Here is a 16,220-nt window from a genome sequence, read left to right on the forward strand (position 1 = left end):
CGATTCAGAAATCGGAGTTCATCGACGACCTCCCCTCCCGAAGCAAAAAAGGCCCCCGAAGGGGCCTTTCGCATCTCGACGGCAATCAGTAGCGACGATGCATGCGCGGCGCACCATGTCGCGCCGGCGCGCCGTGACGTCCCATGCCGGGCGCCACCATCATGCGCGGCCCGCCATGTCCCCGCCGCACCATCGCGGGCCGATTGCCGCGGTGGCCGCCGCGCCAGGCGCCACCACCATGGCCTCCGCCTTGAACCACGACACCGCCGTGCTGCGCCTGAGCTTGCGACGTGAACGTCGGGACCGCGAGACCGAACGTGGCGACGGCGGCGATCGCCAGAATTAGTTTACGCATCTTCTTCTCCTCGATTGAAACGCACTGGACGAATGCGGAGATCGACCGTGCGTTCCCCTACTATCAAACGAATCCTTGCGATGTCTCATTCGCGCATCAACTCACGTCGCTCAACTATCAAAACCAACGCGTTGTTCGCTGTTCATCCCGAGATCGTCTATAAAAACCCATGATAAAATCATGAGTTTTTATAGACGAATTACATCGACGGATTTCCTCATTGTGAAAGCGCGACACGCGCACAGCTTCGATCGTTCGACGATGCGGGTTTAGTTGAACTGTCGCAAACCGTCCCTACGGTGCCCGCGAGCTCAAAAGACGGCTCGCCCGGAGATTCGGATCCGCAACTACACAAATCGGACGCCTGGTCTTCGCCAACACATCACCGCAAACCTACACACGCCCGCGAAGCGATTCACGGCGCGCGCGAGGCTTTGCCTATACAGGGGCACTACTCCATGAATTTCGTCACCAAGGGTTTCCTCGCGACGGTCGCCGTCGTCGGCGCACTCGGCACCGGCCAGGCGCATGCACAGTCCGCAAGCGACGGCGAGATCGCCGCGCTAAAGGCGCAGCTTCGCGCGCTCGAGAAGAAACTCGACAACGTCCAGAAGCAGGCGAACCACACGCAGAAGCAGGCCGACACCGTCCAGGCCAACTTCGCCAACGCCAACGCGGCCATGCACAAGAAGGCCGTGCCCTTCCTCGACGCCACGCTGAAGATGCCGGGCAATCGTCCGACCTTCTGCACCGCGGACGGTCTGAACTGCGTCGCCGTCACCAGCCGACTGCACTTCGACGCGGGCGCCTACTCCTACAGCCCGAACTCGGCCGCAACGGCGCCTCAGTCGCTGAACGACGGCATCAACGCCCGCCGCGCGCGCCTCGGCGTCATCGGCGTGTTCAACAAGGATTGGGAATACGGCCTGATCTTCGACGCCGGCGGCACCACCGACGGTGCGGCCGTGCTGAACAACGCCTACGTCTCGTACAAGGGCGTCAAGGGCCTAGTGATCCAGGGCGGCTATATCGACGTTCCGTATACGCTCGACCAGGCAACGAGCTCGAATAACGGCCTGTTCATGGAACGCGCCGCTCCGCAGGCGATGGCGACCGGCATCGCCGCCGGCGACTTCCGCTCCGCGTTCGGTGGCTACACCTACGGCGAGCGCCACTGGATCGGTGCCTACGTGACCGGCCCGACCACCGGCACCACCACCGTCAACCATGCGCAGCCGCAGCCGCTCGGTGCAACCTTCCGCGCGATCGGCTTGCCGATGCGCAACGAGGTCGGCACGATCCTCGTCGGCTTCGACGCCCTCTATCTCGCCCAACCAGGCGGCCCGACCAACAGCACGCTCGGCCTCAGCGACCGCATCGAGGTCCGCATCGATCCCGCCTCAAACGCGCTGCTGAACACCGGCACGATGCAGAACGTCGATAGCGCCCGCGTCCTCAGCGGTGAAGCGGCCGCACAGTTCGGCAGCTTCATGGCCCAAGGCGAATATTTCGATTTCGCCGTACAGCGCACCAACGGTCTCGGCGACCTGAGCTTCAACGGCTTCTACGGCCAAGCGAGCTACGTCCTCACCGGCGAGCAACACAAGTACAGCACGACCTCGGGCTCCTTCGGCGGCATCAATCCGAAGCATCCGGTGAACTTCGCGATCGGTGACTACGGCGCTTGGGAATTGGCGGTCCGCTACAGCTCCGCGAACCTCAACGACCTGAACATCCGTGGAGGCGAGCTCAAGAACACCACCGTCGGATTGAACTGGTATGTGAACCAGAACATGCGTTTCATGTTCAACTGGATCAATGGTCGCGTCGACAAAATCAATGCCGCCGGCCTCGACGCGGGCGCCAGCTACAACGTCTTCGCGATGCGTACGCAGGTCGCCTTCTAAGACGACCGAGGGCGGCGCAAGTCGCCGCCCTCGCGACTTCGAAATATTTGATTGCCTTTGTCGGCAACCTTGCCGACTTCGCGCCGTTTTAAAGGCCTCAACGGAAGGAGGCACTCATGGTCGATACTACGCAGATTAAAGAGCATATGGACGTGATCTCTGCAGACAAAAAAGTGGTCGGCAAAGTCGACCACTTGGACGGGCCGGACAAGATCAAGCTGACAAAGGCGAGCTCGCCGGACGGCCAGCATCACCATTTCATTCCGACGGAATGGATCGATCACATTGACGAGCATGTCCACCTGAATAAGTCCGGTGACGACGTCACCTCGCACTGGCAGCATGGCAAGTCCTAACTTTTAGATCTGGAGGCGCGGTCCTACCCGACCGCGCCTCTGTCCGATATCAATCGGGATTCGGATCTTTCTTCCTGAAGTGGTCGAGCACGAACACCCGAAGTGCCGACGAATAGTTGAAGTGCTTCTGCCCGCTCAGCACCCGGGTGGCCAGTTCTGCGGCGGAGCACTGCTCCTTCGCTGCGATCTCCCGGAACGCTTCCCAGAATTCATCCTCCAGCGTGACGTTCGTCTTCCGGCCATGCAGCGCGATCGAGCGCTGCTTCATCTGGCCCGATCTTCTATTCCTACTGCCGAACTGCGGCGCCTTCACCAGAGCCCTGTTCACTGCTTCACGGCCGCCATCGCGCCGCCGAGAAGCTCTTCGTTCTCGGCGAGTTGGATCCAGGACAACGCCGTCTGCACGCAGCGCATCGCCTCGTCGCCCTTTCCCTCCATGTGCAGGGCCTCCGCCGCGCGCGCGAATTCGGCGGCCCTTCGACGGAACCGCACGGATATCGGCGTCATCGTCATTCCACGATCCATCCTACTCTCCAGTCCGCAGAGCAGCCGATGCAGCACCTGCATCGCATCCGTGATCATTGCGCCGGCATCCTGAGGAGCCGCAGCGCGTTCATCGTGACGAGAACGGTCGCGCCCGTGTCCGCCAGGATCGCAGGCCATAGGCCGGTGATCCCCGCCACCGTCGTGACGAGGAAGAGCGCCTTGAGACCGAGCGCGACGCCGATGTTCTGCTTGATGTTGTTCATGGTCCGCCTTGACAGTTCGACCATGGCGGCGACGTCGGCGACCCGCCCATGCAAGACGGCGGCGTCCGCCGTCTCCAGGGCGACGTCCGTCCCGCCCCCCATGGCGATGCCGACATCGGCGGCCGCGAGAGCGGGCGCGTCGTTGATGCCGTCGCCGATCTTGGCGACCTTCTTCCCGCCGTTCCGGAAGCCCGAGACGATCTGCTGTTTGTCCTGCGGCAGCAGTCCGGCCCGGACGCGGATCCCGATCGTCCGCCCGATGGCGGTTGCGGTACGCTCGTTGTCGCCGGTCAGCATCATGGTCTCGACGCCGAGGTCGCGTAGGCGCTGCAATCCCTCCGTCGCGTCCGGACGCGGCTCGTCCCGCATGGCGATGGCACCGGCAGGTGCGCCGTCGACGATCAGGACCGAAGCGGTCTTTCCGACTTCGTTGAAGGCGACGATCAGAGCCTTCTGCTGTTCGGCGAGCGATGCGAGTTCTTCTGCGGCCTGCGGCGAGCCGAGGAAGACGAGCCGCCCCTCTACCGTTCCCCGGACGCCCTTGCCGCCGATGGCGCTGGCGTCGGTAGCCGCCGGCACGACGATGCTCCGATCGGCGGCTGCGGCCAGGATGGCGGTCGCGAGCGGATGGCTGGACCCGGATTCGAGCGCAGCCGCGAGCCGCAGCACCTCCGCTTCCGGAACGCCGAACGACGCTACGTCGGTGACTTGCGGCTTGCCGGCCGTCAGCGTGCCGGTCTTGTCGAAACATGCCATCTGGATCCGGCCGACCTCCTCCAGGACGGCGCCGCCCTTGAGAAGCAGGCCCCTACGAGCGCCCGCCGACAAGCTCGCCGCGATCGCGGCCGGCGTCGAGATCACCAGCGCGCAGGGGCAGCCGATCAGAAGGATGGCGAGGCCCTTGTAGATCCATTCCTGCCATTCGCCGCCGAACAGCAGCGGCGGGACGACGGCGATCATCGCGGCCACCACGACCACGCCAGGCGTGTAGAATTTCGAGAAGCGATCGATGAAACGCTCGGTCGGCGCCTTGGACTCCTGCGCTTCCTCCACCAGGCGGACGACCCGCGCGATGGTGTTGTCGGCGGCCGCCGCCGTAACCCTGACCCTCAGCACCCCATCGCCGTTGATCGTGCCGGCGTACACGGTCCCGTCGATACCTTTCCGGACGGGAGTGCTCTCGCCCGTGACCGGCGCCTCGTCGATCGCGCTCTCGCCGGCGACGATGACCCCGTCCGCCGGAATGCGGTCGCCCGGACGGACCTGGATGACCGCCTGAACGTCCAGGCTCGCGGCGGGGACTTCCTCCACGCGGCCGTCCCGTTCGAGCCTGGCGGTCTCCGGAACGAGTTTGGTGAGGTCCTGAATGCTTGCTCGGGCACGGCTCGCGGCGACGCCCTCCAGCAGTTCGCCGATCAGGAACAGGAAGACGACCGTGGCCGCCTCCTCCGTCGCCCCTATGAAGACGGCACCGATGGCGGCGATCGTCATCAACATCTCGATCGAGAACGGCGTTCCGGAGATGGCGGCGTTGAAGGCGCGGCCTCCGATCGGCACCAGGCCGATCAGCATCGCCGCCAGGAACGCCGGGGTCTCCACGGCCGGGACGAGCTTGCCCAGGACGAAGGCCGCTGCGAGCGCGACGCCGACGGCGATGGTCATCGTCGCCTTGGCGGTCCGCCACCAGGGGGTCCGGGCAGCCGGCCCCGCGTCGGCGCAGGAACCTCCGTGGTCATGGTGATCGTGGGAATGGCTGTGGTGATGGTCCGACGCCTTGGAGTGCGCGTGGCCGCCTTCCCCTCCGACGTCGAGCACCTTGTACCCCAAGCCTTCCACCCGTTTCCGCATCGACAGGACGTCGGACGCCGCATGCTGGACCGTTACCGTGCCCGCTGGAACCGACACCCTCACCTCGGACACGCCCTCGACCCGCAGCAGGGCGTTCTCGATCTTCGTGGCACAGGAGGCGCAGTCCATGCCCTCCACACGCATCCTGGTCTTTTCGGCTGTCGCAGCGTTCATGGCCGACCTTTCATGCATCGCGCCGTGCGCCGGGACGGCGCTGCGGCGTCTGGTTCAGTTGATCCCGGATCAGTTCCGCCTCGATCCGGAACAGACCCGTCGGCGGAGGCGTCACGCATGTCACCACCTGCCCGGTCTCCCGATCGCGCACGCACCATCCGTCGTCGTCCCGGCCGATCTCGAATCTTCCATTGTCGTCGCCGGCGCGCCGTCCCATCAGTCCTCACCCGCTCCTGCCAGCTTCCGGAGCTCCTCGGCGGGCTCGCCTTTGAAGACCGTCTTGGCCAGGACGTCGTAGGCGTGCGTGGCCGCCATCATCCGGCTCATCTCGTCCGCAGGCCTGACGTTCGCCATCTCGAGGACGCCCGTCGCCAGGCGTCCCTTCCCGGACGGGATGTCGATCGGCGGCGTCGCCGACGAGAAGAGACCGCCGCCTTCCGGTGTCAGTTGCTGTCGGTCGGCGAACCGGACCATCCGCAGGCCGGCGACGCGTCCCTGCGATGTCGAGATCGAGCCATCCCCCGATATCGTGACGGGACCGTCGCGCTGCTGCACCACGAGTGGGCCGTTGCTCGTCATGACGGGCGCACCGTCCAGCGTCGTCAGCTTGCCCTTGCCGTCCAGCGTGAAGGCTCCGGAGCGCGTGTACCGGGGACCGGACGGCGTATCGACGACGAAGAAGGACTGATCGTCGATGAGCGCCACGTCCAGGAAATTGCCCGTCGCCTTCACGCCGCCGACGGTGAAGTCGGTGAACTGCGACGTCGAGACCATCGAACGCTTGGCGAGATCCGGGACCTCCGCCTCCTTGGCCTCGGTCAGGTACTCCTTGAACTGCACGCGTCCCGCCTTGAACGCCGGCGTCGTCTGGTTGGCGACGTTGTTGGCGATCGAGTCCAGGTGCTTCCTCATCGCGAGGAGGCCGGACAGTCCGATCATTTGCTTGTCGCTCATGACACCCTCCGAGGGACCAGCCGGCTCAGAAGCCGAGTTGCGCTTCAGCGCTTCTCATCGCTTCGTCCTCGACCTGGATGGTGACGTGGTCGATGCCGAATTCCTTGCGTATGCGGGTCTGCGCCTCCCGCAGCACCTCTCGCCACCGGGCCGCGTCCTCGACCACGAGGTGACCGCTCATCGCGTCGGTCCCCGAGGTGATCGTCCAGACGTGCAGATCGTGGACCGCGGTGACGCCGGGGATCGCGCCCAGGCTCGCGGTCATCTTCTCGACGTCGACGTTGGCCGGCGTCGACTCCATCAAGATGTTGACCGCCTGCTTGAGCAGGATCCAGGTGCGCGGCACGATGAAGAGACCGATGCCGGCACCGATCAGCGGGTCCGCCAACTGCCAGCCCGTGAACATGATGATCAGAGATGCCGCGATCACGCCGACGGAGCCCAGCATGTCGCCGAGGACCTCGAAGTACGCGCCCTTCACGTTCAGGCTTTCCTTCGATCCGTCCATCAGCATCCACATGCTGACGAGGTTCACGGCAAGGCCGATGAGCGCGACGATCAGCATCGGTCCGCTCAGGATTTCCGGCGGTGCCAGGAAGCGCTGATAGGCCTCGTAGATGATGTAGATCGTCAGCAGGAGCAGGATGACGGCGTTGGTGAGCGCCGACAGCACCTCCATTCGGAGGAAGCCGTAGGTCCGCTGCGGCGTCGCCGGCCGCGCGGCGAACCTGATCGCCAGAAGCGCAAGCCCGAGCCCTACGACGTCGGTCGCCATGTGCGCTGCGTCCGCGAGCAGCGCGAGACTGCCGGTGATCAAGCCGCCGATGATCTCGGCGACCATGTAGGTCGCCGTCATCCCCAGCGCAATCGCGAGCCTCTTCGAATGTTTTGCCGCCGCCGTTCCGTGTGAACCGCCACCGTGCATCTCAGATTTCCTTTGCTTCCGGCGCGTTCAACGAAGCGCGCAACTTCTCTTCCAGTTCGTCCAGCAGGAACAGGCTGACGTCGTCCACGGAGCCGTGGCCCTTGGCGAAGGGCTGCTCCAGCAGTCTGATGAGGTAGAGGACGTAGACGAACATGTAGGCCATGAAGCCGAACAGGATCGCGGACGCCGGATCTCCCTCCGTCTTCAGCAGCATGAGCAGGATGATGATCGACGAGACCAGCGTCTGGACCAGCACCCGCACGGAGGGCACGAACTCGACGCGCTGGATCGTGTAGATCCGGAGTAACGAGCTGCGGAGCCGGTCCTGCGAATTGCGGAGCCTGACGACGAAGTTCGAGGCCATTCCGAGACCTTCGAGCCGGCCGAGAATGGGCGTCAGTTTGGCGAGCTCGTCGAGCGCCGGCGTGATGTCCTTGTGGTCCTTCGCGTGTCCGAGACCGGTTCGCAGTTTCGCGAGAAGCGCGACCATGATCCCGCGGTGTTTTGCGACGTCGAACGTCGTCTCCTCCTCCGCGAACATCTCGAGATCGCCGTCGATCGCCTCGATCTCGGTCCGGATGGCCGCCGGAATTCGCTCCGCCTCCTTGTAGTCCGCCAGGATGCTGGACAGCATGAAGCCGATGATGAAGATCGCGCCGGCAATGCCGCTGGTTACCAACCGGTTGAGGTCGAGCAGTTCGAGGCCCGAATAGTGGATCGCAAGCTTGATGGCGCTCAGGATGAGCACCACCGACGCCACGATGATGAACAGCCTGAACTTCTTGCGGTAGCTGATGTTTGCGCCGCCGAAATGCAGGTGGCCTATAAGCGAGTGTTCCATCATCGTCTCCTGCACTCGATCACTGGCGAGAACCCGTTGCGCGCCCACGAATAGGTCTCGGTCGTCCAGCCCTTGCGGACCGCGAGGCATATGCGGCCGCCGTCGTTGCTGAGTGTCGTCTCGTCCGCATAGGCCTGGAAGACGGGCGACCAGCCCCGTCCGCTACGGACGAACACCTCATGAAGGCATCCTCCCGAGCGGCAGACGGCCGCCCGGTTCGTGCAGGTGAGCTTGTCGTAGTGAAACGACATGAATTCACGGCCCTCGCCTCCTATCGACACCGAGAACAGGTGCTGCGCCGACGGCTCGTTGCCGCAACTCGCGGCCCGGCTCCGGACGACCCTGCGGAGCTCCTGCGGCAGGTTGTCGATGTGATACGGAGCGCGTGGAGGTTCGTCGGCGAAGCCGGCACGCGCCGCGGCGCCGTCCGGAGTCAGCAGGATCGTCAGCAAAACGAGTGCAATCGCGCGCATCGGTCTCACCCCGTCTTCGCCGGCTTGGCCCTGCCGGCCTTGGCCCATTTCCGGAAATAGGCAACGCCGGTCATCGCGGCGATGCCGGCGATGCTGACGAGCAACTGGAACCAGAACGCCTCGGAGACGAGGTCGATGGCGAAATACGCCACGAACGCCAGGAACACGCCCGCACAAAAGACTTCGAGCGACTGCTGGCCGGATACGATGATCGGCCGCCACACCGGCCACTGCAGCGCGGGCGCGTCCCGGGAAATCAGACGCGACACGACGATCGCCAGCGCCAGAAAATGAATGATGCGGTACGGCGCAAGGTTGGTCTTGTCGTTCGGAATGAAGAAGGACCGAACCGCCTCCGGAAGGATCGTCTCATTGCCCGTGTGCGCCGCCACGGTGACGACGGCGGAGAAGACGAGGATGGCGATGCAGACGGGCATGACGACGCGCGAACGCAACGCCTTGTGCAGCGTCGCGCGGTCGATGACCGCAGTCCATGCTCCGATCACGAACAGGAGCTGCCACGCGAAAGGATTGAAGTACCAGGTGCCGGACGGAAACCCCGACAGATTCCAGCCCATCTGACGGGCGACGACGTAGAGAACGAGCGACGCCGCAAGCGTGACATTCGGCGCTTTCGTCAGCAGCCAGAGGATCGGTGGAAACGGGGCCATCAGGACGATGTAGAGCGGCAGAACGTCGAGATTGAGCGGGCGATATTCGAGCAGCAAACCATGCTTGATGAATTCGACCGGCTCCGCGATGAGCAGGCGTATGTTGAATTCGTCGAGCAGGTGCGCGTGGCCGTAGCGTTGAGCCACATAGCCGATGGCGACGACGTAGAAGACGAACAGCAGGATGTAGGCGACGTAGATCTGCCAGACCCGACCGAGGACGCCGACGGAAGCCTTGAAGAAGCCGGCCGTCCGCATCATGCGTCCGTAGACGAACGCCACGGTGAAACCCGACACGAACACAAACAGTTCGGCCGCGTCGCTGAAACCGTAGTTCCGCGCGGTGATCCAGGCCACCAGGTTGTTGGGCACGTGATCAAGGAAGATCGCCCAATTGGCGAGTCCTCGGAAGAGATCGAGTCTCAGATCCCTCCCCGAACCCTTGTCGTTCGTTGCTTCGGTCATCTTTTCCATTCAGGAGCGCCGCACATGGCGGCGCTCCGATCAGCGAGACGGACGTATCCGGTCAGTTCTTGAACTTGGCCTGGCCGGACTTGCCGGCCGCGGTCTTCAGGGTCACGGCGACGGACGCGCCCTTCGCGATCTCGCCCTTGGCCTCGGCCTTGAGCGCATTGCCCGCGGCGACGAGCGGGATCGTCTCGCGGTCGCTTCCGGACGTCAGCATGACCGATCCGGAGAAGCCGTTCGTCGAGACAGGCTTCTTGGCCTCGTCGAACACGTTGAACGTCAGCGTCTTGCCGGAAGCGACCATTTCGACTTCCACGCCTGCGACGTCCTCCATCTGGCCTCCGTTCGGCCCCTTCTCATGGGCGTGCTGTGCCATCGCCGGCGTGGCGAGCAGCAGCGCGGATGCGACGAGCAGGATCTTCTTCATCAGTGGTCTCCTTTGGTAGCGTGGACAGGCATCGCCTCCACATGGGCAGGCGAAGATTCCCGGCGGAATAGGATGTAGAGCGCCGGAAGGACGAGAAGCGTGAGAATGGTCGACGAGATGATGCCGCCGATGACGACCGTCGCCAGCGGACGCTGAACCTCGGCACCGGCCCCCGTCGCGATGGCCATAGGCACGAAGCCGAGCGAAGCCACCAACGCGGTCATCAGCACGGGACGCAGACGGGTCAGCGCGCCTTCGCGAACCGCGTCCATCACCGTCTTTCCTTCGAGACGAAGACGCTCGATGAAGGTGATGATGACGAGGCCGTTCAGCACGGCGACGCCCGAAAGCGCGATGAAGCCGATGCCGGCGCTGATCGAGAGCGGGATGTCCCGCAGCAGCAGAGCGAAGATGCCGCCCGTCAGCGCCAGCGGTACGCCGCTGAACACCAGCAGCGCGTCGGCGGCAGACCCCAGGCTGAGGAACAGGAGCAGGAAGATCAGCAGCAGCGCGATAGGCACGACGATGGTCAGACGCTGGGTCGCCGAGACGAGCTGCTCGAACTGACCGCCCCACCCGATCCAGTAGCCCGCCGGCAGCTTGACCTTCTCGGCGACCTGCTGCTGCGCTTCGCCGACGAACGAGCCGAGGTCGCGGCCGCGCACGTTGGCAGAGACCACGATGCGGCGCTTGCCGTCCTCGCGGCTGATCTGGTTCGGTCCCGGCGAGACCGAGATCTCCGCGAGTTCCGCCAGGGGCGCGTAGCGCATCTGGGCCAGAGGCGACGTCCCGAACACGGCCGGTGTGGCCTTGTTCTGGTTCGGCTGGCCTTCGACGGGAGGCAGCGGGATCGGCAGCGCCTTGATCGCCTCGACGTCCGTCCGGAGTTCATCCGGAAGGCGTACGACGAGATCGAACCGGCGGTCGCCCTCGAACACAAGACCGGCGGTCTTGCCGCCGACGGCGATCTCGACCAGGTTCTGGACGTCGGAGACGCTGATGCCGAAGCGCGCCAACGCCTTGCGGTCGAGCTTGACCGTCAGCACCGGCAGACCCGAGACCTGCTCGGTCTTCACGTCCGCGGCACCCTGGATGCCTTGCAGCGCGGTCTGCACCTGCCCGGCGATCTGGGCGAGGACATCGAGATCGTCGCCGAAGATCTTGACGCCGACGTCGCTGCGCACGCCCGAGATGAGTTCGTTGAAGCGGAGCTGGATCGGCTGCGACAGCTCGTAGAGGCTGCCGGCGACCTCTTCCGAGGCCTCCTCGATCGCCTTCATGACCTCGAGCTTGGGCTTCTTGGGATCCGGCCACTGATCACGCGGCTTGAGCATGACGTAGCCGTCCGAGATCGACGGCGGCATCGGATCGGTCGCGACCTCGGCGGTGCCGGTACGCGCGAAGGCCTCCTTCACCTCCGGGATCTTGTGCAGACGCTCTTCCAGAGCCTTCTGCATCTCGAGCGACTGGGTCAGGCTGGTCCCGGGAATGCGCATCGCCTGGATCGCGACGTCACCCTCGTCGAGGCTGGGGATGAACTCGCCGCCCATCCGCGTCGCGGCGTATCCACTGACTATGACCAGAACCACCGCTGCGGCGGCTACGACGACACGGAGGCGGATCGCGGCATCGAGCAGCGGAACGTAGGTCCGATGCGCGGCGCGCATGAACCAGTTCTCCTTCTCCGAGACCTTCCCGGTGACGAACAGGGCGACCGCGGCCGGGACGAAGGTCATCGACAGGATGCTCGCGCCGAGAAGCGCCATCAGAACCGTCAATGCCATCGGCGTGAACATCTTGCCTTCCACGCCCGTGAGGGTGAGGACCGGGAGGTAGACGACGGCGATGATGAGGGTGCCGAACAGGCTGGGCTTGATGACCTCTCGGGAGCCTTCGATGATCGTCGCGAAGCGTTCATCGCGCGTCAGAAGACGCCCCTGCTTCGCCTGTTCGTGGGCGAGCAGACGCAGGCAGTTCTCGACGATGATGACGGCACCGTCGATGATGATGCCGAAGTCGATCGCGCCGAGGCTCATCAGATTGGCACTGACCTTGTTCTCGAACATGCCCGTGATCGTGAAGAGCATGGACAGCGGGATGACGAGCGCCGTCGCGAACGCCGCCTTGAAGTTCCCGAGAATGAGGAACAGGATCACGATGACGAGCAGCGCGCCTTCGACGAGATTCTTCTCGACCGTCGCGATGGTCGCGTCGATCAGGTGCGTACGGTCGTAGATCGCGCGGAGAGAGATGCCTTCCGGAAGCGACTTCTGGATCTGTTCGAGCTTCTGCGCGACGCGCTGCGCCACGGTCCGGCCGTTCTCGCCGATCAGCAGCATAGCCGTGCCGAGCACGACCTCCTTGCCGTCGACCGTGGCGGCACCCGTCCGCAGATCGGTGCCTTCCTTGACCTCTCCGATGTCCAGGATGCGGACCGGGACGCCGTTGCGCGAACCGATGACGATCTGGCTGATCTCCTCGACGTTCGCCACCTGCCCCGGCGTACGGACGAGATACTGCTCGCCATTCTTTTCGATGTAGCCGGCGCCGACGTTGTTGTTGTTGTTCGCGAGCGACGTCATGACGTCGCGGAAGCTGAGCTTGTAGGCCATCAGCTTGGCCGGATCCGGAAGCACGTGGAACTGCTTCTCGAAGCCGCCGATCGTGTTGACCTCGTTGACGCCGGCGACGTTCCGGAGCTGGGGCTTGATGATCCAGTCCTGCACGGTCCGCAGGTCGCTCGGCGTGAATGGCTTGCCGTCGGCGCTTTTCGCGCCCTCCTTCGCCTCGACGGTGTACATGTAGATCTCGCCGAGGCCGGTCGAGACCGGTCCCATCGCCGTCTCGATGCCGGTCGGCAGGGAGTCCTTGACCCGCTGAACGCGTTCGTTGACGAGCTGACGGGCGAAATAGATGTCGGTCCCGTCCTTGAATACGATGGTGACCTGGCTGAGGCCGTAGCGCGAGAGCGAGCGCGTGTTGACGAGGTTCGGCAGGCCGGCCATCCCCGTCTCGATCGGGAAGGTGATGCGCTGCTCGACTTCAAGCGGCGAGAACCCCGGAGCGTTGGTATTGATCTGCACCTGGACGTTGGTGATGTCCGGCACGGCATCGATCGGAAGGCGCGTGAAGTTCCAGACGCCGAAGGCGCCCATCATGAGCACGCCGATCATGATCAGCCAGCGCTGATGGACGGAGAAAGAAAGAAGCTTGTCGATCATGTTCGAATTCCCGACATGACGATCCCCTGTGGGGACCCGTAGAGGCTCAGGTGGACGCGGACATGCCGCGTCCGGACGGGTTCAGTGCTCATGGGACGCCGATCCCTTTCCGAGCTCCGCCTTCACGATGAAGCTGTTCGTCGCGGCGTACTTGTCGCCTTCGAGCAGGCCGAAGAGGATTTCCACGTTTTCCGGATCGTGCGCCCCGGTGTCGACGTCGCGGGCCTCGAACTTCTCGCCGTTGCGGACGAACACGACCTTGCGGTTCTCGACGGTCTGGATCGCGGACGCCCGCACCGCGAGAGGCACCTTCTTCGCCGCGAGGATCAGGCGCGCCGATACGAAGAGACCAGTCCGCAGGCGCATGTCGGGGTTCGGCACGACGGCGCGCGCCAGCGCGCTCTGTGTGTCGCTGCTGCCGACCGGAGAGATGTAGGACAGCGCCGCCTCGATGGGAGCGCCGCCATCGCCGACGTCGATCAGGATCTTGTCGCCGATCCGGACGCGCGGCAGGTTGCGCCGGTAGACCGACAGATCCACCCAGACCGTAGAAATATCGGCGACCGTGAAGGCCGGCTTCTGTTCGGAAGCGTACTCGCCGAGAGAGATCTGCCTGTCGATCACGGTGCCCGAGATGGGCGCGCGGATCTCGTACACCGTCAGGCTCTGGTTGCTCTCGATCTTCGCGAGCAGTTCGCCCTTCTCGACGTTGTCGCCGATCCGCTTCTTGATCTCGCGGACGATGCCCGGAAAGCGCGGCGTCACCTGGACCAGCGCTTCCTGGTTCGGTTGGAGGATGCCGTTCAGCGGGAGCGAGTCGCGCAGCGTCTCGGGTCCGACAGCGAGGATCTCGATGTTGGACGATGCGACGCGGGCGTCGTTCATCTCGACGGCCCCCTCCTCGCCGTGCCCCTTCTCCTCCTCGCCGGCGCCGCCCTTCTTCTCCCCCTTGGACTTTTCCCCCTTGCTCTTCTCGCCCTTGGCGTTCTTCGACGTGGCGGCGGTCTGCGCGTCGTTCTTGCTCGGCGCATAGGCGTAGACGCCGGCGCCCAGAGCGAAGATCGCGACCGCCCCTACCAGAATCATGACGGGCTTCTTCATCGTGCGCTCCCCCGAGCCAATGCAAACGGATTGCCGACAAGCCCCTCGATGGTGGCGACGGCGACATGGAAATTCTGTTGGGCTTCCTGCTCGCGCAGGCGCGCCTGCGCGACGCTCGCTTGGGCGTCCAGCACTTCAAGAAGCGTGTAGCGTCCTTGTCCGTAACCTTCGAAGATCGCGTCGGCCGCGTCCTTCGACTTCGGAATGGCGCTCTCGCGCAGTATCGCGAGTTCGCGCAGCGAGCCGGTCAACGAGTCGTAGGCGCGGCCCGCGATCACGACCAACGTGTTGCGGTTGCCCTGCCGTTCGGCGGCTGTCTTGGCGAGGCTTTCCTGCGCGGACAGGATGTTGCCCTGGTTCTGGTCGAACACCGGGATCGGCACCGACAACGACAGACGGACAGCGCTGTCGCCGGTGTCGTTGTATTTCCGCCAACCGGCCGCGACTGTCACGTCCGGATACGGCTTCAGGCGCGCGAGTAGCAGTTCAGCGTTCCGCTGCGCGTAGATCGCCTTCCAACGGACCAATTGCGGATTGGCCTCGATCGCCGCAACAACGGACTGGAAGCTGGGCGGCCGACCGACCGCGTCCAAACGTCCCGAGACCGAACTAAACTTCGGCGCGGTGTCGCCCATCAGGATCGCGAGTTCGCGACGGGCCGTAGCGAGATTGGCCTTGGTGCGCTCGAGGTCGGCCTTGACCAGAGCGGACGCGACTTCGGCTCGGCCCGTCTCCGCGATCGACGATGCGCCCGCCTCCACGCGACGCTGCAGCAACGGCGTGAGCTTGTTGATCGCCTCCACCTGCTCTTCGAGAATGTGGATGCGGCGCTGCAGGCCGAGGACGCTGACGAAGGCGATGGCCGTCTCGGACAATACCTCCAGACGCACCGCCTGGCGGCCGATGCCGGCGGCATCCAGACCGGCCTGGCCGGCGGAGATGCGCGCGTCGCGCTTGCCCCAGAGCTCGAACATCTGGCTGACCTGCAGCGTGGACTGCGCCGAGCGCGTTCCTCTGTAAGCGCCCGATCCGAACGAGTCGTCCTGTTCGTAGGAGACGTCCGGATTGATCAGCGCTCCGGCCTGGATGCGTTGACCTCGGGCGATCCCGACGTCACGCTCGGCTGCGGTCAGACGTGGGCTGGCGGCGAGCGCGCGCTGCAGCGCCGCCCCCATGGTGAGGGTCTGCGAATGGGCCACCCCCGTCGGCAACGCGACGAGCAGCACAGCCGCGCACGCGAGACGCGTGGCGTATTTCGGGAACATGATGAAAAGCCTGACGAACGACGGATTCTGGGCGCGATGCGCCCGGCGATTACGTTCAGGTCAGGGATTTGGGGGGCGGAGGATCGATGCCGCGCGGCAGGCTGCGACGCTCGACATCATGAGCGACCGGCATGCGGCTCGTCATTTCGACGGCGATGAAGGTGCCGAAAAGCGGCGCAGGCATGGAGACCGAGAAGCATCCATGGCAGTGGTGATCGGCCAGAACACCCTTGTCCGAAGGACCCGGATCCTGATCGGCAAGCGAGACGATGGTCGCCCCACCCGCGTTGGTCACATCCAGTTCGAACAGCCCGTGCATCGCACCGGCGAAGAGATACGACGCCAGCACGACCATGACCAAAGCCTTGCGCGAGAAGCGCAGCGGGCCGTGGCGGAAGATGCGAGCGAAAAGCGTCACTATCGTTGTCTCTTTCGAACTATCCGAGTGGGGTAGCATGGATCGACGAATCCTGTCGATGACGAAT

The 16,220-nt window shown here is 64.5% G+C and carries 17 protein-coding genes; 2 read left to right on the top strand and 15 right to left on the bottom strand.

The annotated features are described in order from the left end of the window. Window positions 1-85: 85 nt before the first annotated feature. On the bottom strand, window positions 86-355 hold the full coding sequence (locus ACIQ17_RS03860) for a hypothetical protein (RefSeq protein ID WP_398465571.1): 270 nt from the start codon (window positions 353-355) through the stop codon (window positions 86-88). A 458-nt stretch (window positions 356-813) separates the two neighbouring features. Here ACIQ17_RS03860 and ACIQ17_RS03865 point away from each other — a divergent pair, with 458 nt between their 5' ends. Both ACIQ17_RS03865 and ACIQ17_RS03870 read left to right on the top strand, forming a co-directional pair. After that, window positions 814-2,262 carry an OprO/OprP family phosphate-selective porin gene (locus ACIQ17_RS03865; RefSeq protein WP_398465573.1) on the top strand — a complete coding sequence of 483 codons (1,449 nt, stop codon included), beginning with the start codon at window positions 814-816 and terminating at the stop codon, window positions 2,260-2,262. A 116-nt stretch (window positions 2,263-2,378) separates the two neighbouring features. Further along, entirely contained in the window at window positions 2,379-2,618 is a 240-nt protein-coding gene (locus ACIQ17_RS03870) for a DUF2171 domain-containing protein (protein ID WP_398465575.1), read from the top strand. A gap of 49 nt (window positions 2,619-2,667) precedes the next feature. Here the strand turns inward: ACIQ17_RS03870 and ACIQ17_RS03875 are convergent, their stop codons facing one another. From ACIQ17_RS03875 to ACIQ17_RS03940, 14 genes are all read right to left on the bottom strand, one after another. After that, window positions 2,668-2,886, bottom strand: coding sequence for a ribbon-helix-helix domain-containing protein (locus tag ACIQ17_RS03875; protein ID WP_398465577.1), 219 nt, complete (start codon window positions 2,884-2,886; stop codon window positions 2,668-2,670). Window positions 2,887-2,942: 56 nt separating this feature from the next. After that, window positions 2,943-3,200 carry a hypothetical protein gene (locus tag ACIQ17_RS03880; RefSeq protein ID WP_398465579.1) on the bottom strand — a complete coding sequence of 86 codons (258 nt, stop codon included), beginning with the start codon at window positions 3,198-3,200 and terminating at the stop codon, window positions 2,943-2,945. Continuing rightward, window positions 3,197-5,389, bottom strand: coding sequence for a heavy metal translocating P-type ATPase (locus tag ACIQ17_RS03885; RefSeq protein ID WP_398465581.1), 2,193 nt, complete (start codon window positions 5,387-5,389; stop codon window positions 3,197-3,199). The genes ACIQ17_RS03880 and ACIQ17_RS03885 overlap by 4 nt, the downstream gene beginning before the upstream one ends. Window positions 5,390-5,399: 10 nt before the next feature. After that, a complete protein-coding gene (locus ACIQ17_RS03890) occupies window positions 5,400-5,606 on the bottom strand; it encodes a hypothetical protein (RefSeq protein ID WP_398465583.1) in 207 nt (68 codons plus the stop codon). Beyond that, window positions 5,606-6,343 (bottom strand): flagellar hook-basal body complex protein, encoded by a 738-nt coding sequence (locus ACIQ17_RS03895; RefSeq protein WP_398465585.1) that lies wholly within the window; start codon window positions 6,341-6,343, stop codon window positions 5,606-5,608. Before ACIQ17_RS03895 ends, ACIQ17_RS03890 begins: the two co-directional genes overlap by 1 nt. A 25-nt stretch (window positions 6,344-6,368) precedes the next feature. Next, the gene (locus ACIQ17_RS03900) at window positions 6,369-7,268 is read right to left on the bottom strand and encodes a cation diffusion facilitator family transporter (RefSeq protein ID WP_398465587.1); all 900 of its coding nucleotides are present in this window, start codon (window positions 7,266-7,268) and stop codon (window positions 6,369-6,371) included. Between the two features lies 1 nt (window position 7,269). Further along, on the bottom strand, window positions 7,270-8,109 hold the full coding sequence (locus ACIQ17_RS03905; protein WP_398465589.1) for a hypothetical protein: 840 nt from the start codon (window positions 8,107-8,109) through the stop codon (window positions 7,270-7,272). After that, complete coding sequence (locus ACIQ17_RS03910) at window positions 8,109-8,582, bottom strand: hypothetical protein (protein ID WP_398465591.1); 474 nt, start codon at window positions 8,580-8,582, stop codon at window positions 8,109-8,111. Before ACIQ17_RS03910 ends, ACIQ17_RS03905 begins: the two co-directional genes overlap by 1 nt. Before the next feature lie 5 nt (window positions 8,583-8,587). Next, a complete protein-coding gene (locus ACIQ17_RS03915; protein WP_398465593.1) occupies window positions 8,588-9,727 on the bottom strand; it encodes an OpgC family protein in 1,140 nt (379 codons plus the stop codon). Window positions 9,728-9,779: 52 nt separating this feature from the next. Continuing rightward, window positions 9,780-10,148, bottom strand: coding sequence for a hypothetical protein (locus ACIQ17_RS03920; RefSeq protein WP_398465595.1), 369 nt, complete (start codon window positions 10,146-10,148; stop codon window positions 9,780-9,782). Next, window positions 10,148-13,369, bottom strand: a complete 3,222-nt coding sequence (locus ACIQ17_RS03925) for an efflux RND transporter permease subunit (RefSeq protein WP_398465597.1) — start codon at window positions 13,367-13,369, stop codon at window positions 10,148-10,150. Before ACIQ17_RS03925 ends, ACIQ17_RS03920 begins: the two co-directional genes overlap by 1 nt. Before the next feature lie 81 nt (window positions 13,370-13,450). Further along, window positions 13,451-14,470, bottom strand: a complete 1,020-nt coding sequence (gene ihpB, locus ACIQ17_RS03930; protein ID WP_398465600.1) for a divalent metal ion exporter adaptor subunit IhpB — start codon at window positions 14,468-14,470, stop codon at window positions 13,451-13,453. Further along, on the bottom strand, window positions 14,467-15,735 hold the full coding sequence (gene ihpA, locus ACIQ17_RS03935; RefSeq protein ID WP_398465602.1) for a divalent metal ion exporter subunit IhpA: 1,269 nt from the start codon (window positions 15,733-15,735) through the stop codon (window positions 14,467-14,469). The genes ihpB and ihpA overlap by 4 nt, the downstream gene beginning before the upstream one ends. A 55-nt stretch (window positions 15,736-15,790) precedes the next feature. Next, window positions 15,791-16,220: hypothetical protein (locus ACIQ17_RS03940; RefSeq protein ID WP_398465604.1), on the bottom strand; the 430-nt coding region annotated here is incomplete at its 5' end.

The organism is Tardiphaga sp. (assembly GCF_044340795.1).
Classification (GTDB): Bacteria; Pseudomonadota; Alphaproteobacteria; order Rhizobiales; family Xanthobacteraceae; genus Tardiphaga.

Excerpts from the sequence above, each read along its gene's own strand:
- ACIQ17_RS03860 (WP_398465571.1), bottom strand. The coding sequence starts at position 355 with ATGCGTAAACTAATTCTGGCGATCGCCGCCGTCGCCACGTTCGGTCTC.
- ACIQ17_RS03895 (WP_398465585.1), bottom strand. The coding sequence starts at position 6,343 with ATGAGCGACAAGCAAATGATCGGACTGTCCGGCCTCCTCGCGATGAGG.
- ihpA (WP_398465602.1), bottom strand. The coding sequence starts at position 15,735 with ATGTTCCCGAAATACGCCACGCGTCTCGCGTGCGCGGCTGTGCTGCTC.
- ACIQ17_RS03885 (WP_398465581.1), bottom strand. The coding sequence starts at position 5,389 with ATGAACGCTGCGACAGCCGAAAAGACCAGGATGCGTGTGGAGGGCATG.
- ACIQ17_RS03905 (WP_398465589.1), bottom strand. The coding sequence starts at position 8,109 with ATGGAACACTCGCTTATAGGCCACCTGCATTTCGGCGGCGCAAACATC.
- ACIQ17_RS03880 (WP_398465579.1), bottom strand. The coding sequence starts at position 3,200 with ATGATCACGGATGCGATGCAGGTGCTGCATCGGCTGCTCTGCGGACTG.
- ihpB (WP_398465600.1), bottom strand. The coding sequence starts at position 14,470 with ATGAAGAAGCCCGTCATGATTCTGGTAGGGGCGGTCGCGATCTTCGCT.
- ACIQ17_RS03890 (WP_398465583.1), bottom strand. The coding sequence starts at position 5,606 with ATGGGACGGCGCGCCGGCGACGACAATGGAAGATTCGAGATCGGCCGG.
- ACIQ17_RS03910 (WP_398465591.1), bottom strand. The coding sequence starts at position 8,582 with ATGCGCGCGATTGCACTCGTTTTGCTGACGATCCTGCTGACTCCGGAC.
- ACIQ17_RS03875 (WP_398465577.1), bottom strand. The coding sequence starts at position 2,886 with ATGAAGCAGCGCTCGATCGCGCTGCATGGCCGGAAGACGAACGTCACG.
- ACIQ17_RS03920 (WP_398465595.1), bottom strand. The coding sequence starts at position 10,148 with ATGAAGAAGATCCTGCTCGTCGCATCCGCGCTGCTGCTCGCCACGCCG.
- ACIQ17_RS03865 (WP_398465573.1), top strand. The coding sequence starts at position 814 with ATGAATTTCGTCACCAAGGGTTTCCTCGCGACGGTCGCCGTCGTCGGC.
- ACIQ17_RS03870 (WP_398465575.1), top strand. The coding sequence starts at position 2,379 with ATGGTCGATACTACGCAGATTAAAGAGCATATGGACGTGATCTCTGCA.
- ACIQ17_RS03900 (WP_398465587.1), bottom strand. The coding sequence starts at position 7,268 with ATGCACGGTGGCGGTTCACACGGAACGGCGGCGGCAAAACATTCGAAG.
- ACIQ17_RS03925 (WP_398465597.1), bottom strand. The coding sequence starts at position 13,369 with ATGATCGACAAGCTTCTTTCTTTCTCCGTCCATCAGCGCTGGCTGATC.
- ACIQ17_RS03915 (WP_398465593.1), bottom strand. The coding sequence starts at position 9,727 with ATGGAAAAGATGACCGAAGCAACGAACGACAAGGGTTCGGGGAGGGAT.